Source organism: Streptococcus halitosis, from assembly GCF_003143695.2.
GTDB lineage: Bacteria > Bacillota > Bacilli > Lactobacillales > Streptococcaceae > Streptococcus > Streptococcus halitosis.
The window spans coordinates 353,701-378,501 of sequence record NZ_QEMY02000001.1; the positions used below are offsets into that span (position 1 = coordinate 353,701).

A 24,801-nucleotide genomic window follows, 5' to 3' on the forward strand; every position below is an offset into this window, starting at 1 on the left:
GAGTTTACCTTTCTATTTTACCTCTTGGCGTTTCACACGCTGACCAAAGTATTGATACAAATCCACTTTTAAGGTCCCGTTATAGAGTTTTCGTTTTTTATCCGCTGGACTTCCGTACTTACTTTCAAAAGCTTCATCACTCGTCAGGATAAACTTACTCCAGGTTTTCAGTGGTGCAAAGACCTGTCCCATCTCAGCATAAAGTTTCGTAACTCCTGCATCATCGGACAAACGCTCCCCATATGGTGGATTGGAAATGATAACGCCATTAATCTTGTCAGTGCGCAAGTCCTGTACCCGCATTTGCTTAAAGGTGATATCACCTGCGACACCTGCTGCTTGGGCATTTGCCTTGGCAATTTCTACCATACGAGCATCAATATCACAGCCCATGATATCCAGTTCTATCTCACGATTAATTTTCTTAGCAGCATCAGTACGGACCTCTTGGATTAACCGATTGCTGACCCAGTTCCATTCCTCAAAAGCAAAGGAACAGCGAAGGCCTGGTGCCATCTTTCTGGCAATCATAGCCGCCTCGATACAGAAAGTTCCTGAACCACAGGTCGGATCAATCAAGGGCTTGTCTGGATACCAGTTAGATAGTTGTAAAATGGCCGCTGCCATATTTTCCTTGATTGGCGCTCCACCCTTTTCCGTACGATAACCTCGTTTAAAAAGGCTAGAACCTGTCGTGTCAATCATGACAGTTGCCACATCTTTCAGAATAGATACCTCAATCTTAAACTCAGGACCAGTTTCCATCAAGGGAATTCCTTCTGGGCGGGCATAGTGTTTTTGTAATTTCTTCACAACAGCTTTCTTAGAAATGGCCTGAACACTGGGCTCGTTATGAAGTTTTGACTTAACACATTTGGCCTTTGAAATCGGGAAACGCGCCCCAAGCGGGAGATAGTTTTCCCAATCTAGAGCAAAAACACCTTGAAAAAGCTCTTCAAAAGTCTTAGCTGGAAAACTTCCGACTACAATCTTGATGCGATCCGCTGCACGAAGCCAAAGATTGGCCTCAATGATTGCCTTCACATCTCCTTGGAAGCGGACACGCCCATTTTCAACCTGGCAATCATAACCAAGTTCTCGCACCTCACGCCCAACGACTGCCTCGAGGCCCGCCGCAGCAGTTGCGATTAAATTAAATTGTTCTTTCATTTCTAGTCTTGCAAGACCTTTCTCTTGTTCACTTTAAAAAATGAGGTTGAGAAAGATTTCTCAGCCCCAACCTATATGCAATTTTCTATAAGCCATGTTTTGTTCCAGAAGTGACTAGGACCACTTCCTTCGATAATCATCTGTCTACCGCTAACAGCATAAATCTGCTAGCAGTCAGAGTACTACGTTCGTTTCCGTGCACTCCATGCCCCGACCAAAATTTGGGTTGCTAGCTTGAGGGGTTTACCGCGTTCCACTCTCTCCGTTTCCAGAAAGACTCCGTCACTGTGGCACTTTCAAGCCTATTCTGACCTATCCGAAGACTTAGCCATTTCGACTGCCGTAACGATCACTCGTCCCTAGGCTTATGGATTCGCCTAGCACAAACACTACAGGCATCACAGCCTGTGCTAGCATGGACTTTCCTCATGAAAAGAGAACCTCTTCACGCGATTATCCAAAAATTGCATTCATTCCTTAGTCAATTATCAATCTTGATTGTCTAAGATTTGCTTACCAAATACTTCTTTTTCGAGACGATTTAAGCGTTTCAAAATATCAAAATTTGTCATTGAAGTAGAAGCTGTTACTTCAATAGAGTCTGGTTGAGTTGGAGCCGCCTGTGGTTTACGAGACAACTCCTCCTTCAAATCGGCAATTTCTTGGCGAAGGGATTTGACCAAAGCCGCGTAGGTTTCATAATCCTTAATCACATCATCGAGGAATTCATCCACCTCTGCTCTGCTATATCCACGCACTTCGCGTCCAAACTCTTGTTCAAAAATATCTTTTGCTGAAAATATAATACTTGCCATGTCTCTCTCCATTCTGGGTTACTAGTATTATTATATAAAAAAAGACAAGTAAAAATCAAGGTCAAAGGGTTACTTTTCAGAAAAATTTTCTGCTAGTTCATTCAAGTCCTCAAATGTTAATTGCCTTGTAACATAGTCCGCTTGATTTTTCATCATTTGGTAAAAATATTGTAATTTAGTTTTGTTTTCCTCATCATAAAAAAGATAGCAAATATCTGTGTTCTCCAGTAAAAATTTCTGATAATCACGTAGTTGTCCCTTGTGTTCATATTGTGGATAGGCATATTTGACAAAATCAACTTGCTTGAATTCGCTCAACTTCACTTGATTTGCTTCATTCCAATTACTGCCATGGGTTTCAAAATCAAAAATGGTCGCCAGCTGAAATCCATAGTCTATTTTCATGTCTTTCGCCACCTGAAGCGCCCAGTACTCAAAGCCCAAAGCCCCAGTAAAGACAAGCCAGGTCACCCCTTCCTCCGCTAGACGTTCTAAGTCTCTCCGAATAGCTGTTTTGATAATATCAACGCGAATATCCTTGTCATTAAAGAGACCAAGGTCGAAGGCAGAATAACCTGAAATCAAGGCTGTTGTCATTTTTAACCCTTTCTTTGTAAATTTATGATATAATAGAGTGATGTTATTGTACCAATAAGGAGAATTATGGTCAACTATCCACATAAAATTTCATCACAGAAGAGACAAGTTCCCCCGTCACAAACTAAAAATTTCGCAAATCGGGGAATGTCTTTTGAAAAGATGATCAACGCTACGAACGATTATTACTTGTCGCATGGGATGGCAGTGATTCACAAGAAACCAACTCCCATCCAAATCGTACGTGTTGACTATCCCCAACGAAGTCGAGCCAAGATCGTTGAAGCCTACTTTAGACAAGCCTCAACCACAGACTATTCAGGGGTTTATGATGGATATTACATCGACTTTGAAGCAAAGGAAACTAGGCAAAAACATGCGATTCCGATGAAGAATTTCCATCACCATCAGATTCAGCATATGGAACAGGTCCTTGCCCAGCGAGGAATCTGCTTTGTCCTTCTTCACTTTGCTTCTCAGCAAGAAACTTATTTATTGCCGGCTGTTGACCTGATTCGTTTCTATCATCAAGATAAGGGACAAAAGTCAATGCCACTTGGATATATTCGAGAAAATGGATATAGGATTGAGCTGGGTGCCTTTCCCCAGATTCCCTATCTCGATATTATCAAAGAACATTTACTAGGTGGTAAAACAAGATGAACAAACAAACTATCCTGCGAATATCTAAATATATCAGTATCTGCTTCTTAACTGTATTTATCGCAGCTATTATGCTGGGCGGAGGTCTCTTTCTCTACTATGTTAGCAAGACTCCAGCCCTATCTGAAAGTAAACTAGTCGCTACAACGTCTAGTAAAATTTATGACAATAACGATGAACTCATCGCTGATCTTGGATCAGAACGTCGGGTCAATGCTCAAGCAAACGAAATCCCGACCGATTTGGTCAACGCTATTGTTTCGATTGAAGACCATCGCTTCTTTAATCACCGAGGAATTGATACTATCCGTATCCTAGGTGCCACCCTACGAAATCTTCGTGGTGGCGGAGGCCTTCAAGGAGCTTCAACTTTGACGCAGCAGTTGATCAAGTTAACCTATTTCTCTACATCAACTTCTGACCAAACCCTTTCTCGTAAGGCTCAGGAAGCATGGCTTGCCGTTCAACTAGAACAAAAGGCGACTAAACAAGAGATCTTGACCTACTACATCAACAAGGTTTACATGTCAAACGGAAACTACGGAATGCAGACGGCTGCTCAAAGTTACTATGGCAAAGACCTTAAAGATTTGAGCGTCCCTCAATTGGCCCTCCTTGCCGGAATGCCTCAGGCTCCAAACCAATATGATCCATACTCGCATCCGGAAGCCGCCCAAGAACGTCGTAATCTCGTCCTCTCTGAGATGAAAGGGCAAGGCTACATTACAGCTGAACAATACGAAAAAGCGATTAATACTCCGATTACAGATGGACTTCAAAGCCTAAAATCAGCTAACAGTTATCCTCCTTACATGGATAATTACCTCAAAGAGGTGATTGACCAAGTTGAACAGGAAACAGGTTACAACCTTTTAACTACGGGTATGGAAGTCTACACAAACGTTGATTCTAAGGTCCAACAACGTCTCTGGGATATTTACAATACGGACGAGTATGTCAACTATCCAGATGATGAGTTACAGGTAGCCTCTACTATCGTTGATGTCACAAACGGGAAAGTCATTGCCCAATTAGGTGCTCGCCACCAATCAAGCAATGTTTCCTTTGGAATAAACCAAGCTGTAGAAACTAACCGTGACTGGGGTTCTACCATGAAGCCTATTACAGACTATGCTCCTGCTTTGGAATATGGCGTTTATGATTCAACTGCTTCGATTGTTCACGATAGTCCTTATAATTACCCTGGAACCTCTACCCCTGTCTATAACTGGGATAAGAGTTACTTTGGAAACATAACACTCCAGTATGCTCTCCAACAATCACGGAATGTGCCGGCTGTAGAAACGCTAGAGAAAGTAGGACTCGATCGTGCCAAGACGTTTCTAAATGGACTCGGTATTGACTACCCAAGCATACACTATGCTAATGCTATTTCAAGTAATACAACTGAATCTGACAAAAAGTATGGAGCAAGCAGCGAGAAGATGGCTGCGGCTTACGCTGCTTTTGCCAATGGCGGTATCTACCGTAAACCTATGTATATCAACAAGATTGTCTTTAGTGATGGCAGTTCAAAAGAATTCTCTGATTCTGGTACACGTGCTATGAAAGAAACGACAGCCTATATGATGACAGATATGATGAAAACCGTCTTGGCATACGGAACTGGTCGAGGAGCCTACCTCCCTTGGCTACCACAAGCTGGTAAAACTGGTACGTCAAACTATACAGATGATGAGATTGAAAACTACATTAAAAATACGGGTTATGTAGCTCCGGACGAAATGTTCGTTGGCTATACTCGTAAATATTCAATGGCAGTTTGGACAGGTTACTCAAATCGTCTTACTCCTATCGTTGGTGATGGCTTCTATGTCGCTGCTAAGGTCTACCGTTCAATGATGACTTATCTCTCTGAAGATGATCATCCTGGTGACTGGACGATGCCAGAAGGCCTTTACAGAAGCGGAGAATTTGTCTTTAAGAATGGAGCACGCAATACGTGGACCCCTTCATCATCTACACAACAAAGTTCGACATATGAAAGTTCAAGCTCATCATCAGAAAGCTCAACTTCACAGTCTAGCTCAACTACTCCAAGCACCAATAATAGTACGACTACCAATCCTAGCAATAATACGCAACAATCAAATACAACCCCTGGCCAACAAAACCAGAATCCGCAACCAGCACAACCATAACATTTATCACCCAGAATATTCTGGGTGATTTTTTCATAGCAGTATCGTATTTATATGCTTAGCAAAAGCCTGAGAAAATTTCTTCTCAGGCTTTCTACGTACTATAAACCTCATTTGGAAAGATAAGAAACTGAGTTCGTAATCTTGTTAAGAGGTTTTACTAAATACTAGTCCTTCTTTGTTTTTGCTACAAAGAGAGCAGATAGGGCTAGGCTAACACCTGCTAGGAAGAGGGCTGTGTCAGATTGACTCTCACCAGTTGCTGGCAAGCTTTGTTCAGCTGTTTCTGTTCTAGCACTTTCTTGCTTATAATCTGGCATCTTACCTTGATCGGAAGCTAAAGAGCTAAGTTTAAACTCAGGTTTCTCTACTGTTGGAGCGGCTTGGTCTCCCACTGTTGCTAATGGGCCTGTGTACTCTGGAAGTTCATGTACTAGGGCTTCAACTGCATTGACACCGCCCTGAAACTCAGGCTTCTCAACTGTCGGAGCTGGTTGGTCGCCTACTGTCGATAATGGGCCTGTGTAGGCTGGTAGCTCATGTACCAAGGCCTCAGCCGCATTGACACCACCCTGAAACTCAGGTTTTTCTACTGTTGGAGCAGCTTGGTCTCCCACTGTTGCTACTGGGCCTGTGTACTCTGGTACTTCATGTACCAAGGCCTCAGCTGCATTGACACCACCTGTGAATTCAGGAATCTCAAGAACGGGTGCTGGTTCTTCACCCTTGCTTGATTGAACAGCTTCTTCTGTTAATTCTTGATAGAAGCTCGCCAATTCATAAAACTCAGCCTTGCCACCTTCCCAGGCTAATTTGACATCTAGAAGAGTACCACCATTTCGGATAGCGAAGGTTTGGAGACTGGATGTAATGGCACCGAGGTCTAGCCAACTGTCTTGCCCATCCTTAAGTGTTCTAGCAAGAACACGTGCTTGCGCTCCTTCAGGAAGACTGGAAACGAGACGAAGGTGGTTAGCTTTAGTTGGTTCAGACAAGTGATACACCAACTCGCCCTTGTCTTTTTCAGACTTGTAGCTGGTCAAGACTTTGCCGTCTACAAGATTATTGTAAAGATTACCTTGGCTTTCTCCACTACTTCCTTCTACTGTTGGATCATTGATTGGTTTGACAAATTCGCCATCATTGATGACCAATTCTGTAAAGCCTACAAAACGGGCATCATAGTCTGCTGTATAGAGGACACGGAGATAGTTAGCTTTAACTGGTGTCGTCAATTCACCCTCGATATAGCGATTTCCTGGCATCTTAGAATCATGTGTCCAACCATCTGTCAGTGAATCATCGTGTTGGCTATTGGCTACACCATCTCCTACTGTCACGACATCTGTCCAAGTTTTACCATCTTGGCTGACTTGGATCTTACCATCACGAAGGTAGTTTTGAGTTCCGTCTTGGATGTAGGCTCTGATCTTCTTGATGGTACGTTCGCTACCAAGCTTCAAGGTTACGTGGCCATCTTTATGGGCATAGTCTGAAAACTCAACGAAGTTATTGTAAACACCGTCAAATAGTTGATCTAGGTTGTTTAGTTTACGAACATCATTGCTTCCGTATGTTGGATGAATGCCCATAGTTGTAGATTCTAGTTTGGTTGGTTGCACTTCTTTGGTTGTCACAAGGAGAGAAGTGGCTGTCACAGTTTGTTCCTGATCTGTTTTATTGACCAGACGAACATAACGTACCAAGTGACTCACTACAGATCTGTCTGTCAACTGGCTAGCTGGCGTCCATTCTTGCGCATTTGCAGAGTACTCTAGAGTAAGAGCAGGGTTGGCCTGACCTTTGAGCTGGATGCTCTTGATCTGATGGATACGGTCAAGCTTCATTCCTAGATAGCTATGAGCAGGAAGTTTGGTTCCAGATGGAATTTGAAGCTCGTAACTGCCCAAGCTATCCACTACTGGTGTTTCCTTCAAGGCGTTGACGTTGGTGTCTGTTAACTCACTGTTTCCAGAGCGTGTCTCAACAGAGAAGTCCTGAATACGCCACCAGAGGTCGAGAGCCTTGGTATTGCGGACTCGGATGTAACGAGCGTTGATCGCTCTGGTCACTTCCTTGGTTTGTTCTCCTGATAGGCGATCCAACTCTTGCCATGCAGTTCCATCTGTAGAGTACTCAAGTACACCTGCAGCAAGCTTATCACCCGTTCCTTGGCGAAGTCGTACTTTAGTGACTGACTTGACTTCACCGAGGTCCAGTTGTGCCCATGCATCTACTGGTGTCGTATTGCTACCGTCAGCATTTGCCATCATGGCTTCTGTATTGTCCTTGCCATCAGTGATTTGACGGGCTGAGGTATTTAGTTTGTAAACCAAGTTTGAGCTTAGACTAACTATCGTTGCTTGTTGGCTACGAGCTTTTTCAACTGAACGGTTAACTGCAATTTCCTGAACTGCAAACCAAGTGTTCTCGCGGTCTGCTGTCGCAATCATGCGAACTGCCTTGGCCTTGATGTTGAGATTTTCAAACTTAAGTAGGGATTCATTTCCGACATAGCTTGGCTCTTTCAAGGTTACCCAGTTGTCATTTTCATCTAGATACTGCACTTCTGCCTTACTAAAGGTATCACGTGGATTTGCCTGCGTTCCCATTGCAAAGGTCAAGGTTTGAATCGCTATCGGTTTGTTGAACTTCATACCAATATAATCACCTGTCTTGATACTATTTGGTGATTTAATAATCGCATGAGTTGCCAAATCGCCGTCCGTCACTTCTGCCAAACCACCTTCTACACCTGTTCGATTGGTGATAAAGGTGCTGATGATTTGGTCTGGGTGCAAGACTTTTTGAACCTCAGACGCTAAAACTTCTTTCAAGGATAGGATAAATGGACGAATATGTTGAACACCCAATTCAGCTTTTTCCATATGGTCTACATAATGGAAGGTGTGAGTTTGAGACTGTTCGTACAATTTCAAACCTTTATAGTAGCTATTCCAAAGTTTGGCTGCATCGTTTGTAGCCATGGCTTCAGTTCCTGTAAGGAAGGCATCTAGGGCATTCATTTGGTCGATTGCATTATCCAACCAATAGTGGATTTGGGCAACCATTTTTTTATCGCCTGATGCTTTATAGAGTTCGGCTGCTTCTTTAATCTTGGCAAATTCAGCTCGCAAGGCTGCACGTTCTGCAGTCACATCCTGACCAGCTTTGAGCTTAGTCATGAAGTCTGTTAATTTTGGAGCTAAGTCTACCGATTCTTCTAGTTTGACAACACGAGTATCCATGTTTTGGTTGATCATGTGCTTACCAAGTTCGCGGAAGGCTGCTGATACCTTGCTATCTTCAAAATGACCATTTTCTACAAAGTTGAAGGCAATATCATTGATTTTCTTAGCTTCTTCTTCTGATTTCCACTGTTTCCATGAGTATTGAGCTCCTGAAAAGAGGGCAATCTTAGATGGTTCAGACTGTTGCATTGGGTTCAACATGATACCAGATAGCAAGCTAGGATCCACATTCGGATGAAGGAATTTCTCACCACCACCTAGAATCAAGTGCTGTTTAGAGTTATCTGTTACAGGCCAGTTAATCCAAAGTGAAACTGGGCGATAGGTCTTGCCACCTGCGGATAGATTGTTTTTGAGAGTTGAAAGGAAGCTTTCAGAGGCTTCACCCCAAATCTTACCCCCCGTCAAGGTCATGGTTGTTGATCTTGGGAGATTTTCATTGAGGGATTTCAACTCATCTTCACGTCCATTACCCCAATACTGTCCAGGAACAAAGATCATTTCTTTACGAAGACCGCTGTAAGTTCCCTGCATTTCAGTCAACCACTTGGTCATATCTTGCATCAAGCGGTTGTAGCTATTGTAGCCTCCAACTGGGCTTGGTGCATCATCTGCAAGGATACCAAATTCGCGGACACCCACTTTCATCAACTGGGTAAATTTGGCCTTGATAGTTGCCAAATCTTCTTGGTAATGTGCTTCATTGCCAAAGCGGATGCGGTTGTTCATGAATGGATGGATAGTCCAGACATAGCGGGTTTTACTTTGATTTCCGACACGAGCGAGTTCACGGATTTCAGCTAGTTTTTCTTCTGGATAGAGTTCACGCCATTTCTTGTTGTGGTATGGATCGTCTTTTGGTGCAAAGAAGTATTGGTTCAATTTCAAATCGCCACCAAAACGCATGAGTTCTGCACGATCGGCATTCGACCATGGGTTTCCATAGTAACCTTCGATGAAACCACGGTTCTTGAGCTCTGCGTAATCTTCTACTGTTACATTGCGAAGGACTGGTACTTGGCTTTCCTTGAGCATGTGTTTCAAGGTTGTCAAACCATAGAAGACTGCATCAGTGTCTTTTCCGACGATGGAAATCGAATTATCCTTGATACTCAAGACATAGGCGTCAATCTTGTCAAAGAGGCCTGCTGAAACATTGGACAAGTTTTGCTCTGCTTGTGAACCTTGTCCATGCACTCCAAGATAGATGTTGGTTGCGCCAGCGATTGCTGACTTACCAGTTGTATAAGATACTTGATTGTCCTGCAAAACACTCTTCAAGCGATTGCGAGTATAGATATCGAGTTGATCACCCATGACCAGATTGACTTGCTTGCGAAGAGCTGTGACACCTTCTCCATAAGTCACTTTTTGTGGAGTTGGGAAGACCTTGTACTCTTTCTTGAGATAGTCTGCGCTCTTGCTGGCAGCTGCAATGCTGTCTTCGCTAGCTGGTTTACTTGCAGTAAATTGATCTGCCAATTCAACTGTTCCATCACCGGTTTGGTCTACTTTTGGTTTTTCAGGAGTAGTTGGTTTTTCTGGTTGACTTGGTGCAGGCGTTTCTTGCTCTTCTTTGACAGGTTTCAATAGATGAATTTCAGCAGCACTTGCAAAGCCACCAACGCCTTCCAATACTTTCAACTCAATCTTGTTGGTATCTACCGCCGCAAAGTTGACTGTTTTTTCTTGGGCGTTGTTGTCCCAGTTTCCTTCTGAAACCTTGACCATTTGGCCATCTTTTTGTGCGTAGATTTCGTAGCGCGTCACAACACCATTTCCACCACCTGGACGTGGGAGATAAGTCAAACCATTGACTTTTTCTGCTTCTTTCAAGGTCATAGTAAGGGTGTATGGCGCAGTGTCACCAGTCCATTTAGTATGCCAGAAGGTATTTGGATCATTGTCAAAGGCCTTTTCAACAGCACCTTCAGTCGCGTTTCCTGGAAGTTGCTGACTGCTTGCGGTTGCTGTAATCTTATCATTTGAAATCAAACGAGGGTTTACAAATGCTTTGTCTGACAACTCTGCACTATGCAAGATTCCTTTGAATCCACCGATGCTTTCAAGCGGTAGTACCAAGCTATTGTGGGCAAAGCGAGGGTGGGCTGGATTTGCGATACGCTCAATCTTTTCACCATCCACATAGACTTCTGTTGACTGTGGTTTGGTTACGATGGAGATTTGATAACGTTTGTTCTTTTCAAGTTTTTTATTGAATTGGATATGGAACTGTTCAAATTGATAAGCAAGGTAGCCGTCTTTATCAGCTAGATAGATACGGTTGTCCCCACTTGTTGAGAAGGTTTGTTCACCGTCACCAGTGACAGTCACATCAAACTTCAAGACGTGACTTGGACCAACATCACCTGCTAAGCCTTCGATGCTGCTGTCTCTCTCAAAAGCCAATCCTTGCTCGCTTGTCTTCACCTTCCTACTTGCATAGTTCTTGACTGTTTCAGAATTGATGGTAAACAAGTCGCTTTGATCAATCTCTTTATCAGGATTTGACTGTGGCGCATAAGGACTCGTTGGTAGGGTGCGTTCTGCAAAGGTCGCAGCTGCACGGTCAGATCCCCAAGTGCGCTCTGCAGTGGTTTGCATGCTCTTAAAGAAGCGTTTAAAGATATCATAAGAGGTCAAGCCTGTCTCATGAAGGTCGATATTGTCATTCCAAACTGCGTGCCCACCACCAAGGATACTTGGATGAGAAGCTGGTAGAAGTGGACCTCCACCTGTTCTAAAATCATTCGGTGTCCAGCTATTGTACTGACGTTCGTAGTTAGCATAGTCCCCGTAGGCTGCTTGACTATTGCTTCCACTTGGCACACTATAGGTCGGCACATCTGTGATGTTGATAATTTTAGCTCCTTGAGCAATGGCTTCATTTGGTCGTTGCCATCCGATACTCCAGATATCAACCTCTACTCCGTTCCAATCAACAGGAGTGTTCCCACGTTTCGCACTGAGCGAACCCCAGATACGAGGGGTATAGCCTTTTCCTTTAATGTATTTGATAAGGTCATTGACATAGCGACGATAGCTTTCTCTGCTGCCATAGTATTCATCCGTTCCGATATGAACAGTGGACACGCCATGAAGCGGTGCATCTGGACCATCGAGGAGTTTGTCATAGACGGATTTGACAAAAGCCAGCGTTTCATCGTACTTGTTATCCAAGTCTAGCATAGCAACTCGTTCGACATTGTGCTTGCCTGCGTAATCACTAAGACTTCCTTGATACATGAGGTCTGGGCGAACTTTGACAAAGGATAAGGCGTGACCTGGTGTGTCAATTTCTGGTACTAGGTTGATATGTAAGGCCTTGGCAAGTTTAATCAGATTTTGCATTTCTTCCTTAGTATAATGCTCATCTGATGTCAATTTTTGACCATTCTTACCGACAATATCTGTCTCCACACGGAAACCAGTCTTGGCATGTTCAAGTACATACTTGAGTTGTTCTTCTGGAGTTAAATTCTTACCTGCCAAGTGTTCCTTAAGGAAGATATAGTTATCATTCAGGTGCAACTGCAAGTCGTTCATCTTGTAGTAGGCCATGTTTAGCATGATGTCTACAAGGGTGTCATAAGGGATAAATTTACGACCTGTATCCAGCATAAAGCCACGGTGGCTGAAACTTGGGAAATCACGAATTTCACCGTTTTGCAGATCCTTTTCTCCCATCTGAAGGAGCGTACGAGTGGCGTAGAAGGCACCTGTGTTTGTTGCAGCTTCGATGGTAATCACATCATCTTGGATAGTGATGCCGTAGCCTTCCTTGCCATAACCTTTGTTTTCAACCTTTTTAAATTCAATTCGTTTTTGTGCTTGCTTGTCACCTGTCGCAAGTTCCAATCCACGGCTTGCAAGGTCTGACTGGTAGAAGGTTGCAGCCTGATCAAAACCTGAATCACCTGTCGCAAGAACTGTATCTGAAGTGATAGAAGATTGGCCTTCTTTCCCATACCATTGTTGAACAGCTGGTGCTACTTTTGGTTTCACACCCACACCTTCGTCCTGATGTAGCCCCTTGATAACTACTTCAAACTCTTTGGTAAAGGTATGACTGTCTTTGATTTGTTGTACCATGACCTTGACACGTTGATCTGTCAAAGGTTTATAGATACGATTTTGAAGGTCAATTACACCTTGTTTATTGCTACCGATAAGACTGACTTTTCCTGGTAAAGTTGGTAAGACAAGGGACTGTCCATCTTCTGCTACTGTTAGTTCGGTTACTTGGCGGATATCCGTTACCTTACTATGGTCCGGAACGTTTGAATAAGCTCGAATTTCTTGGATACCAACGTTTCTCCAACCCATTGTGCCCGCTTGATAGTCATTGATCTCTAACTTGAGATATTTAGCTTGAATACTATTGGCTAAGTCAACTTTCTCGTCTAAAACAGGTTCTCCAGTCTTGGTATGAGCGAGTTTCCATTGTTTTTCTCCGTTAGCGCCCACGTCTTCTTGACCTGCGTAGTAGAGACTCCAAGATTTGATATTTGGATCATTTTGCCCATTACGAAGACGACGATCCCAGTCAATTTCTACATGCTTGATGAGAGTAGTTTTTGGAAGAGTTAATTCGAAGGTTGGTTTTGGTACATCTCTATCTGTTGCCCAACGAGTATTGTCATCTCCATCAATGGCCTTATCTGCAGTAAAGTTTGTCCCAGTCTCATGGTTGCTCGCCTGGGCAGTAGCACCCTCGAGATGGTTGACATCTTCTCTATCTTCGATTGTCTTTTCAGCTGGTTTTTCTGCTGGTGTAGTGGTTTCCGCAGGTTGATTGTCTGCCTTTGGTGTTTCAACCGGTTTCGGCGTTTCTGCTGGCTTAGGACTTTTCTCTGGTTTTGCCTCTTCACTTGCTGCAGGATTGGTTCCCTCATCAGTCGCTGGAGTTTCTTCATGGCTTGCTTCTGTTGCAGCTTCTGCATCCGCCTTTTCAAGCGCAGCGGCTAAATCATCTGGTAACTTATCCAAAGCTTGAACATGAGTAATACTTCCCTCTGTCTCTGAAGGTGTTGCTGTTTCTGCCGCCTGAACCATATTGGCGCCAAAGATACTAGCACCAATCATAACGGAGGCTGCACCGATTGCAAATTTTCTTATACTATAGTGACAGCGTTTCTCAAAAAAATGTCTATCCATCTTTCTCCTATTCCTTTCATCCGCATACATGAGTAAGCGGTATCATTTCTCCTTTGAAAAAGGAGAGAACCAAGAGGTCCTCTCCGGCTGTTTGTTCCTTTTTGATTCGAGTTGCTTTGAACAGCTGAAATCAAATCTCATTAATCTTCTTTACGTTTTGTCGCAAGGACCACAGCAGATAAAGCGATACTCACACCTGCTAAGAAGAGGGCTGCTTCTGAACCATGTTCTCCTGTAGCAGGAAGTTTCTCTTCATCTTTAGCTCCCGGAGTTTTGGTATCAGCTACTGGACTTGGAGTGAGCGGGTACTCAGGTTTTTCAACAGTTGGAGCTGCTTGATCTCCAGCTGTAGCCAATACACCTGTGTAGGCTGGTTTCTCGTTTACCAAGGCTTGAACCGCATTGACGCCGCCCTTAAACTCTGGGACTTCATTGACAGCTGCTTCAACTGCATTAATCCCACCCTTGAACTCTGGGACTTCATTGACAGCTGCCTCTGCTGCATTAACTCCGCCCTTGAACTCAGGAACCTCATGTACAGCTGCTTCTGTTGCATTGACGCCGCCTTTGAACTCAGGTACATCAAGAACTGGTGGTTGTTCTTCACCCTTGCTACTTGTTGGAGCATCTGGTTTCGTAGCAGAATCTTTTAATTGGTTGAGATAGTCTGCGAAGTAGGCAACCATTCTTTCCGTCAAGAGATGGTTATCCGTCGCATATTTCATGCTTGCCTGAACGCTAGCTACTTCCTCTTGATTGTCTTTATCTGTTAATTTCTGCGCCTTAGCTAAAGCTGCTTCATAGCCAGACATGTCAAGCGGTGTTTCTGCTACCTGTGGACGGTTAAAGATGAGTTCCGCTGCAGATTGGTATTTATCGCCACCATCTCCGTAAGTCTTGGTACCTGTAAGGACAATTTTCTTAGCCTTGATTGTCTTGCCAAAGTCAATGTCTTTTGGTTTGTTGTTATCTGGCCAATCTGTCACTGTGAAGGTATGTTCTTTACCAGACTCATCTGTGACAACCAGTTTCACATCTCTCAGGTTACCGTTTGAACCTGAACCACGTGGTACATAGCGAAGTCCTGTGATTTCAGTAGGTTCTTTCAATACCATGGTTGCAGGCTTGCCTACATCTCCACCATTCCAAGATGTATGCCATAGACTAGACACATTACCATCAAAGGCATTCTCTAGACCTTCACCTGGTTGAGCTGGTGCATCCAAACTTTCAAAGTCTTCTGCTACCAAGGCTGTCTTCTTCTGAACCAAAGCATTCTTCAAGGCTTCAATCTTGGCAATCTCTGCACGCGCTTCTTCCACGCTAATGTCATCATCTGCCTGACTGAGGTTAAAGACTGCCTCTTTCAAAGCATCCATAGACTCTTTCGTGTAGTTGGTCATGGCAACCGTTGGCAAGTAGTTCTTCAGAGCATTTTCTGTCAACATCTTACCTGTTAGGGTAATTTCCTCAATGTGAAGATTGTCCATCATGAAGTCGTTGTAACCACGGAAGTTGGCATTTCCGCCAGCATCTCCATGAGTATTGCTTGCGTTTCCAGTTGAGTAGATACCTACCCAAGTATCGCCTGTTTCTGCACCTGTCACGAGGAAGGTTGCCTTCTTGGCTTTCTTAGAATCCGTCCAAGTATTTGGCAATTCATGCATTTCCAAGTTGCTTGCTTGAGTACCACGACGACCTGACTGGAATTCTCCCTTACCAACTACAAAAGCATAGGTATTGTCTGATCCAGCTTCGTATTCAAAGGTTACACGGTAAGTCTTACCTGCTTCAAAGCGGAAGTTTTGCGGAATGGTTTGGTAAACCAAGTTACGACGGCTCACTAGTCCATTTGTCTTCAATGACCAATTTCCATCGATAACATCATCGACTTTCTTACCGTTCCAACCACGCTGTGTATATGGATCGTGTTTTTCAGACAAGTGAGTGCGGTTATCTTCGACACCTTCGACACCACCCACTACAAATGGGAATATTCCTTGAGCTACATTTTCAAAGTCTTGTTTGAAGGTTCCTTGACCTGTATCATGCTTGTCTCCGTACATGCTTGAATTGTTTTCAAAGGTACGAATTTCATCAAAGTAAGTTGCTTCATCACCAGCTTCACGACTCAATGTCAGAGTGACATTTGATACATCTGAACCTGTTGTAAAGAAGGCATACATATTTTGGAAGTAACTTGTATCATCAACTGTAGCATTTTCACGACGATTGTTATGAGCATATGCTTTGATATAGTTGAGAGCGAGTGACTTATTGGTATAAGTAGTCACTTCTTTTTCGCCAGTATTCACTGTGATACTTGCCTTAGCATTACTACGGTTATCAACACCAACATAAACCGCATACTTGGTATTTGGTTTCAAGCCAGTCAGTTTCTGAGTAAGGCTGACCTTGCTCTTATTGCCTTGGATACGAAGCATTTCATTTGCGCCTTGTGATTTGACAATTTCTGCCTTGGAAGCATCACCAGAAATGGTCCAGTGTTTCAAGGTTCCACTGTTAAATCCTTGGTCATAGATGTGCATGCCTTCGCTCCATGACATTTCAGGATTGGTTTGTTTTGAACGGTAGAGAACGTATGGTTGATTTGCGAGAAGGTCTAGGGTAATCTTACCATCTGTTACAGTTAGTTCTTGCTCTTCTGTCTTACCTTGGTCAGTTAGCTTGTAAAGGTAAACCTTGCTATTTGCCCAATCGCTTGGAAGTGTCCAAGTTGTTGCACCAGCTTGCGTATTGAAGTAGTACATTTTTTCCTTATCAGTAGGAAGTTTCTTACCATTTGCATCCCAGTTCCAAGGAGTCAAGTAAGATGAACCATCTTGGATGATACGTCCGTTGAGCGTTACTGTACGTTCGCGGTATTGCGGACTATTGACATCGTTTGACTTACGAGTCACAACAACCTTGTTACCTGCTGCATCGACTAGTTCAACCTTCATTTCTGGAGTCCATTTATAGGTGCTACCGTTATCAGACATGGTAACTGGTGTACCATTTTCCCATTTACTTACAGTGAAGTGTTGGAAGTACTTAGTCATGACGTCATGGGCAAAGAGGTTAGTCACGTAGCCATTGTAGTCACTTCTTCCTTGCCAACCTTCAAAGTCTTTCATGCTGTAGCCACCTAGAAGTGGGTAATTGGCTGCACCACCGTAACTTCTGTAGTCCCCTACCCAAGCATCTTTTTGATGGTTACGGATAAAGCGGGTGATAGCACTGTTGATACCTTTATTGGTGTAGCCACCGTAGGTCAAGTCAGCAGCCCAGTGATGGAAGGTAGAGTCGTACTCACCACCATGACCCCACTCAATCGCAAAGCGCCAGCCTTGTTTGTTGATCTCTTTAGCGAGAACGTGAGTAGCCCAGGCACCGTTATCACCTGATTGACCATTACCCCAAACGTCCACATAGATAAAGTCGAGACCGTCACCAAGTTTTTTCTTCAAATCTTCCCAACGTGCCAAACGGCCATGTGCTAGGTCATAAGCAGCATCAATGTTGATACCTTGGTCTAGCCAGTTCCAGCCATAGCTATAGCTACCATCTGGATTCTTACGGAGGATTTTTTCATTGAAGTATTTAGACTCAGGATAAGTCTCAGAAGCGTTAACATGGATACCTAGATGAGCACCATATTTCTTCGCTTTCGCAATCAAGGTCTTGAAATCTTCAACACCACCAATACGTTTACCAATATCAGCATAGTTCAAGTGTCCAGAGTCATGACCTTCACTACCATATCCTTTAAGGAGGACACCTTGGCCAAGACCATCTGTATGGAGATTGATTTTCTTGATACCATCTAGAGTCATGAGGAATGGGTTTTGTGCTTGTGAACCAAAGTTCATCGCGATACGATAAGCTGTAATATCCTTAACTTTTTCCCAACCTTGAGGGTTGTTCATAATGCTACGATAAGCAATGGCTCCATCTTGCCAATCGACTTTCTTATCCGCATTGGCATCTTCAGTGATAACAACCTTGGCACTTGGAAGTTCCTTGGTGTATTCTGGGAAGACAATGCCCTTATAAGCTTTTTCCCATTGCCATTCAGAACTATGAATTCCTACATAGTTGGCATTTCCGACTGTTTCCTTGTAGGCTGTCAAACGAGTCCAATCATACGAACCACCACCGTAGCTGTTTTGAGAGTTGCTCCAAACACCTGCAGCAAGCTTATCTGTAGAAACAAATCCATACATGTAACCCTTAGCCAAGTCTTTCATTGGATTGGTTACATCGATATGATCATCTCCGCTAACATGGGTATTGTTTGACATGGTTGCCCCATCAAACTTAGCACCAGCTTGATCACTCGAAACAGAGACTAAAGCATTGCCAAGGAAACTAATCGTAGAAAGCAATTTTCTTTCGTCATCAATCTTTTGACCTGGAGTAACTTGATTATGGTTGACAATCTTGGTCACATCAAAGTGCAATTGATTATCCACAACTTGCAAGCGTACTGTCATTTCCGCATTGATAAGATTAGCATCATCGCGAAGCTTCATCACGTACTCTGCTGTTGTCTCATTGATTTTTTTGTAGGTAACTTCAGGGGTGACTTCGTGTTTGTTGATAAATACTTTATTGAACTGTTGCACCTGTCCTGACAAAGTATGACCATTCAAGGTGTATTCCTTGACACGAGGGAAGGCTTGGTCGATCACTGCCTTGAGGACCTTGGACTGGATCGTATCATAAGTCACCTTGCTATCGTCAACAACTGGACCTGTTTCTTTCTGGGCAGGAGTATCATCTGCTTTTACACCTTCTTGATTGTCCGTTTTAACACTGACAACTGTTCGCTCATTGCCATAGGAACCAGCTTTTAGGACGATTTTCTTCTCATTTTTGAGAGTTTCATTAACAGCTGCTGGCAAAGTGACCGTATCAAAGAGTTTCTCATCATTATTCGTTGCATTGAGTTGTCCATCTGACTTGAGGGTAATTGATAGGCGGTTAATTGTTCCTGTCTCAGGCGCTGCTACACGTCCCCCCTTATACCAGGTGCTATCGGTTGGAGATTTATACTCCCAGAACCAGCCATCTTTGTCATAACCAACAAAAACATTGTTCTTGGTATCTTTAAATTTCAAGAAGACACCAAAGCGTGATTTGCTCTTTTCAGAATCATCTTTGAAGGTTAAATCAACCGTCGCATTTCCATTAGCATCAACTGTCAATCCTTGTTTTTCAAACAAGGCTGGTTTATCGCCATTGTCGTTCTGTGCAGTTGAAGACAATTGATTGTAGCGGGCACCCTTTTCTTCACGAACAGTAACTGTTCCCTGCTGTTCTTTTTTTGCTACCGTTTGCCATTCAGGGGTTACTGTCTTAGGGGTTTCAGGTTTAGCAGCTGCAGGTTTATCCTCTTTTGGTTTTTCTTCAGCCGGTTTTTCTTTCTCTTCCAAGTCTGCTGGTTTCACACTTGAAATTCCCTGCATGTGGTCCTGGATCCATTTTAGTTGAGCTGGTGAGAAGAGAATGCCTCCACTACGTTTTCCAACTACACCATTTTGATGCACACCGACTAGTTTGCCTTCTGTATCAAAGATACCGCCACCACTAGCGCCCGGTTTGCCTCCTTGGTAACCAATCCCTTGGACACCTTCTCCGTATGGTTCCACAAAATCAACTGTAGTATTGACAATCGGATTCAATTTCCCTTCTGGATAACCAAAGACATGGAGTTTATCTCCGATTTTCTTAACTACTGGCTTTTTGGTTACTTCAACAGGCGTATTTTCTAGAACTGTACGCAATCTCACTAGGGCCAAATCATTTTTGAAGCCTTTCAGATAGCCTTCACGATCCCAATGAATAATATCTTTCTTGCTAAACTTGACATCTGGCAATCCTGGATAAGAGATACTATAGATATCTCCATCCCCCTGATCATTGTCCACAACCTTACGGATATTGCCGTTTTGGCTATCCTTGATAAAGTTATGAGAAACCGTCAAGACAAGATCTTTAGCAATGACAATACCGCTACCTTCTCCTGATGGCGTCTTAATCTTAACAGTCGCACCGTAGTTTAATTCCCCATTGGTAGTCTTAGCCACATCTTCTGGGACGAGCTTTCCAGTATCTTGGGCCAATTGATCCTTGTCAACTTCGCGCCCATTGTCTTCAGCTTTCTCCAATTTATCTTCTAATTCTTTTGGCAGATTGCTCGGCTTTTCAGACTTTTCTTTTTCTTGAGCCAACAACTCTTCTTCTGTTTGTGGGCCTTCAGTAGTTTCAGCTGAACCAGGATTCTGAGCGGCAGCTTCCTTGTCAAAATCGTGCCCCTCATCACTAGCCTTCTTATCCAAATCAGCTAGTTCACTCGGCAAATTATCTGTTGAACCAACTCTTGCTTGATCAGCCAATACTGGGGCAGCAGCAAAGAAAGTCGCTCCAATCATCACCGAAGCTACTCCAAGCGTAAACTTACGAATGCTGAACTTACAGCGTTTTTCAAAAAATCGTTTATCCATGAACTCCTAAATCCTTTCATTTTCCAGTAAGCGTTTACATTTCTTTTTTAAAAAATACTCCTTTCTCTGAAAGTGCTCTGCTTAACTGTTATAAATAAAAAATAATTGTACTTTTAATATAACAAATAAAAGACCAGAAAGCAATAGGAAATAGGTAAAATTCACTAAAATTTTCTCTTTTCTGAAAAATCCTATCTCTCATCATTCAGGGACTTATACCAAGATAAAAAAGGACTTAACCATCATGTCGATGGCTAAATCCTTCACTTTTTTAAAGTTATTTCGCATGGTTTGCGAGTTCTTCTTGGGCCTTTTTATTTGACTCTTCTTTTTCTTTCAACCATTTTTCTTGAGCCTTTTGGTATTCGTCTGTTGTCACGGCTTTATCTTGTACTTCTAGATATTTGTACAAAAGGGCTTCACTCATACCCTTGTTACCAGAGTATGCAAATGGAAGTGTAAATGGTACCATCTTAGACAACATTGGACGACCAGTTTGAGAAGTTGTTGGAATGAGCAAGGCACTGTCTGTCAACCAAGCTTGGGCAGCAGCATATTTCTCATAACGTTTTGAAACATCAGTGGTTTCTTCACCAGCTTCCACAACCATTTTTTCGTAATCTTCTAAACCAACTTGCTTAGCCGCAGCGTTGTTTGTCCCAGAATCAAATCCTAGATATGTTTTCGTATTTTCTCCTACAGAAGGCTTGATAATATCAAGATAAGTAGATGGATCGATATAGTCTGGAGACCAACCCACGTTATCTGAGATATCCCAGTCTTCTCCAGCCGCAGTTTCAGCGAAGTAGGTAATGTTTTGAACATCATCTTTTTGGAGCTGTTGGATGTCGATAACCACATTATCTGATCCTAGATTTTCTTCAACTGACTGTTTAAAAGATTGAACACGTTGAACTTTTGTTGTATTGGTTTGATCTACAGGCATATCCAAGTGGATTGGGAATTTCACACCTTCCGCTTGAAGGGCCGCCTTAGCTTTAGCGAACTCTGCTTTGGCTTTGTCAGGATTGTAGAGTCCATCTTGGGCATCATCCAAGTTTACGTTGCTCCACTCATCTCCATAGGTCACCAATTTTTCCTTAACTAATTCCCCAAAGTTTTTCCCATCTGCCTGTACAAATGTAGGAGGAACAAATAAGTTACGAAGCAGTTTAGTAGCCCCGCTTGCACCATTTACTTGAGAAGCGTAGGCTGTTCTGTCAAAACCAAATGCAATAGCTTGACGGAAGTCCTTATTCAAAAGTGCCTTCTTGGTTGATACTTTTTCCTCATCTGTTGTCTTAGAAGTGTACTTATAAGACTGGCGATCGATATTTGTGCCTACTAAATAAGTAGTAGAATCTTGTTGGGTATAAACGATATTGTCTTTGAATGTTTTTTCAGTCTCTGAGTAACTAGCACTTGTTGGGAAGAGGCGAGCCATTGTAAAGCTACCGTCTTTGAAAGCTTCAGTTGGCTTATTAGTATCTTGACCATCCCAGAAGGATAATTTCACTTTATCAAGATGGACATTGTCTTTGTCCCAATAGTTTGGATTCTTTTCGAACTCGACTGATGATTTGGCTACGATTGATTTGAGTAAGAATGGTCCATTATAGAGAATGCTGCTTGGGTCCGTACCTTTAGCAAAGTCATCCCCTTTAGAGTTCAAAAATTCTTCATTAACAGGAGCCAGAACACCCATTGTTGTCTTAGAATTCCAGAAACTTTCTGGCTTGTTCAATGTGTATTGAACGGTATAATCATCAAGAGCTTTGATTCCTACTTGAGAAAAATCTGTAATTTCTCCTTTGACGTAAGCATCCAATCCCTTGATAGATTCCTGAACCAGGTAAAGACCATCTGATTTCTTATCAGCAGCATACTTAAGACCAGTTACAAAGTCTTGAGCTTTAACTTCTGCATACTCCTCACCTTCAGATGTATACCATTTTGCATCCTTTCGGAGTGTATACGTGTAAGTCAATCCATCCTTAGATACAGACCAATTCTCAGCCATAGATGGTACAAAGTTACCGTAGCGGTCATTTTCAAGCAAACCATCGATAACGTTGCTAGTAATATTTGCTGTAGCTGCCTTACCAGTTGTCAAATAGTTTAGGTTATCAGGATCCGTTTCGTAAATGTATGAGAATGTTTTCTCACCTTTAGCATTTGAACTTGATCCAGAGCACGCAGCCAGAGTCGCAGCTGCCAATAACGTCACACCCGCAAGGGCAAGTAGTTTTGAACTTTTCATTGTTTTCTCCTTTAAAACTTTCACCCCATTATAGTCCCTTTTCAGAAACATGTCAATATAATTTTCAGAATTTTTGAATTACTTTGGTAAATTCTGAAAAATAAGTTTTCTATTATAAAATTATTATTCTCTAATACTATATTTTTATATCTTAAACCAGCAAAACAAGGGTCGAAAATCAGATTTTTTATCATTTTTTTGCTATGATTAGATAGAAGAAAAGTTAAGGAGAAGACAATGATATTAATTACAGGTGCAAATGGTCAACTCGGTACCGAACTACGTTATTTACTAGATGAACGAAGTGTGGACTATGTTGCAGTGGATGTGGCCGAAATGGATATCACTAATGCTGAGATGGTTGAGAAAGTCTTTGCCGAGGTTAATCCAACTCTGGTCTATCATTGTGCAGCTTATACTGCTGTTGATGCGGCAGAAGATGAGGGAAAAGAACTGGATTTTGCCATCAACGTAACTGGAACTGAAAATGTAGCCAAGGCCTCTGAAAAATACGAAGCTACTCTGGTCTATATCTCAACAGACTACGTCTTTGATGGGAAGAAACCCGTCGGACAAGAGTGGGAAGTCGATGACCTACCTGATCCGCAAACAGAGTACGGACGTACCAAGAGAATGGGTGAGGAACTTGTTGAAAGCCTTACGTCACAACATTATATCATCCGTACTGCTTGGGTCTTTGGAAATTATGGCAAAAACTTTGTCTTTACCATGCAAAATCTTGCCAAAACCCATAAAACTCTCACTGTAGTTAACGACCAACACGGCCGCCCAACTTGGACACGTACCTTGGCTGAGTTTATGACCTACCTGACTGATAATCAAAAAGAGTATGGCTACTACCACTTATCAAATGACTCCACTGAAGATACCACTTGGTATGACTTCGCTGTCGAGATTCTTAAAGACAGTGATGTTGAAGTAGTTCCAGTAGACTCCAGCAAGTTTCCTGCCAAGGCTAAACGCCCCCTCAACTCAACCATGAGTTTAGCCAAAGCGAAGGCCACAGGTTTCGTCATTCCAACCTGGCAAGATGCCCTTAAAGAATTTTATAAACAAGAAGTAAGAAAATAAAAGATTACGACATACATAAAAAGCAAGAGGCTTTAAATTCTCTTGCTTTTTAGTATCTGATTACTTAATTACTTGTTGTGTCTTAGCATAGTTGGCTTCGACTGCTTCTTTTTCAGATTTCCACCATTCTTGGTTGTCTGTATACCACTTAATGGTCTCTTTGAGACCTGCTTCAAAGTTGGTAAACTCTGGCTTCCACCCTAATTCATCACGGAGCTTGCTAGCATCGATAGCATAGCGAAGGTCGTGACCAGCTCGGTCCGTCACATGGTCATAAGCATCAGCTGGCTGTCCCATTTCCTTGAGGATGAGTTCCAGCACTTCTTTATTGTTCTTCTCACCATCCGCACCAATCAAGTAGGTTTCACCGATTTGACCTTTAGTCAGAATCGTCCAAACACCTGAAGAATGGTCATTGGTATGGATCCAGTCACGAACGTTTTTACCTTCACCGTAGAGTTTTGGCTTGATTCCACTCAAAATATTGGTGATTTGGCGCGGAATGAACTTCTCGATATGCTGGTAAGGACCATAGTTGTTTGAACAGTTGGAAATAGTCGCTTTGACACCAAACGAGCGTACCCAAGCTTTGACAATCAAGTCTGAAGCTGCCTTTGTTGATGAGTAAGGCGAGCTGGGATTGTACTTGGTTTCAGCCGTAAATTTCTCACCTGGACCTTCTCCATGACCTGGCAAATCTTCTCGCAGAGGTAGGTCACCATAGACTTCGTCAGTTGACACATGGTGGAAACGAAGGTCGTATTTACGAGCTGCTTCCAAAAGAGTGTAAGTCCCAATGAAGTTGGTGTGGATAAAGGGACTCGGATCATTGAGCGAGTTGTCATTATGGCTTTCTGCCGCATAGTGAACAATGGCATCTGCTTGAGCAGCTAGCTTATCGACCAAGGTTGCATCTGCAATATCTCCAACAACCAACTCAACACGATCACCTAAAATTGCTTCAATATTGGCACGATTACCCGCATAAGTCAGCTTGTCCAGCACTGTCACATGGACATCTGGGAAGTTGTTATAGACATAATGAACAAAGTTAGAACCGATAAAACCAGCCCCACCTGTCACGATGATATTTTTGTATTCAGTCATTTTTATTCCCTAATTTTT

At 42.8% G+C, this 24,801-nt stretch carries 10 protein-coding genes and 1 other RNA gene; 3 read left to right on the forward strand and 8 right to left on the reverse strand.

Annotated features, from left to right (window positions below; translation table 11 throughout):
* Positions 1-12 precede the first annotated feature (12 nt).
* The 4 genes from DB729_RS01845 to DB729_RS01860 all read right to left on the reverse strand — a co-directional run bounded on the left by DB729_RS01845 (position 13) and on the right by DB729_RS01860 (position 2,582).
* Positions 13-1,170 (reverse strand): THUMP domain-containing class I SAM-dependent RNA methyltransferase, encoded by a 1,158-nt coding sequence (locus DB729_RS01845; protein ID WP_109289657.1) that lies wholly within the window; start codon positions 1,168-1,170, stop codon positions 13-15.
* Between the two features lie 83 nt (positions 1,171-1,253).
* Positions 1,254-1,635, reverse strand: an RNA gene (rnpB, locus tag DB729_RS01850) — RNase P RNA component class B.
* A 23-nt stretch (positions 1,636-1,658) separates the two neighbouring features.
* Positions 1,659-1,985: a cell division regulator GpsB gene (gpsB, locus tag DB729_RS01855; RefSeq protein WP_061418633.1), complete on the reverse strand. Its 327-nt coding sequence runs from the start codon at positions 1,983-1,985 to the stop codon at positions 1,659-1,661.
* Positions 1,986-2,054: 69 nt separating this feature from the next.
* A complete protein-coding gene (locus DB729_RS01860) occupies positions 2,055-2,582 on the reverse strand; it encodes an SLOG family protein (protein ID WP_109289656.1) in 528 nt (175 codons plus the stop codon).
* Positions 2,583-2,648: 66 nt separating this feature from the next.
* On the opposite strand from DB729_RS01860, the gene recU reads away from it, so the two are divergent.
* Positions 2,649-3,245: a Holliday junction resolvase RecU gene (gene recU, locus DB729_RS01865; protein ID WP_109289655.1), complete on the forward strand. Its 597-nt coding sequence runs from the start codon at positions 2,649-2,651 to the stop codon at positions 3,243-3,245.
* On the forward strand, positions 3,242-5,407 hold the full coding sequence (pbp1a, locus tag DB729_RS01870; RefSeq protein WP_109289654.1) for a penicillin-binding protein PBP1A: 2,166 nt from the start codon (positions 3,242-3,244) through the stop codon (positions 5,405-5,407). Before recU ends, pbp1a begins: the two co-directional genes overlap by 4 nt.
* Before the next feature lie 167 nt (positions 5,408-5,574).
* Here pbp1a and DB729_RS01875 read toward each other — a convergent pair whose 3' ends face one another.
* The 3 genes from DB729_RS01875 to DB729_RS01885 form a co-directional block, all read right to left on the reverse strand.
* Positions 5,575-13,815: an SIALI-17 repeat-containing surface protein gene (locus DB729_RS01875; RefSeq protein WP_109289653.1), complete on the reverse strand. Its 8,241-nt coding sequence runs from the start codon at positions 13,813-13,815 to the stop codon at positions 5,575-5,577.
* Positions 13,816-13,955: 140 nt separating this feature from the next.
* On the reverse strand, positions 13,956-20,324 hold the full coding sequence (locus DB729_RS01880; RefSeq protein WP_109289652.1) for a SpGH101 family endo-alpha-N-acetylgalactosaminidase: 6,369 nt from the start codon (positions 20,322-20,324) through the stop codon (positions 13,956-13,958).
* Between the two features lie 277 nt (positions 20,325-20,601).
* Positions 20,602-22,584, reverse strand: coding sequence for a peptide ABC transporter substrate-binding protein (locus tag DB729_RS01885; protein WP_109289651.1), 1,983 nt, complete (start codon positions 22,582-22,584; stop codon positions 20,602-20,604).
* 237 nt (positions 22,585-22,821) lie between these two features.
* On the opposite strand from DB729_RS01885, the gene rfbD reads away from it, so the two are divergent.
* Positions 22,822-23,676, forward strand: coding sequence for a dTDP-4-dehydrorhamnose reductase (gene rfbD, locus DB729_RS01890; RefSeq protein WP_000600925.1), 855 nt, complete (start codon positions 22,822-22,824; stop codon positions 23,674-23,676).
* Between the two features lie 60 nt (positions 23,677-23,736).
* On the opposite strand, the gene rfbB is transcribed toward rfbD, so the two are convergent.
* A complete protein-coding gene (rfbB, locus tag DB729_RS01895; RefSeq protein ID WP_109289650.1) occupies positions 23,737-24,783 on the reverse strand; it encodes a dTDP-glucose 4,6-dehydratase in 1,047 nt (348 codons plus the stop codon).
* Positions 24,784-24,801 lie beyond the last annotated feature (18 nt).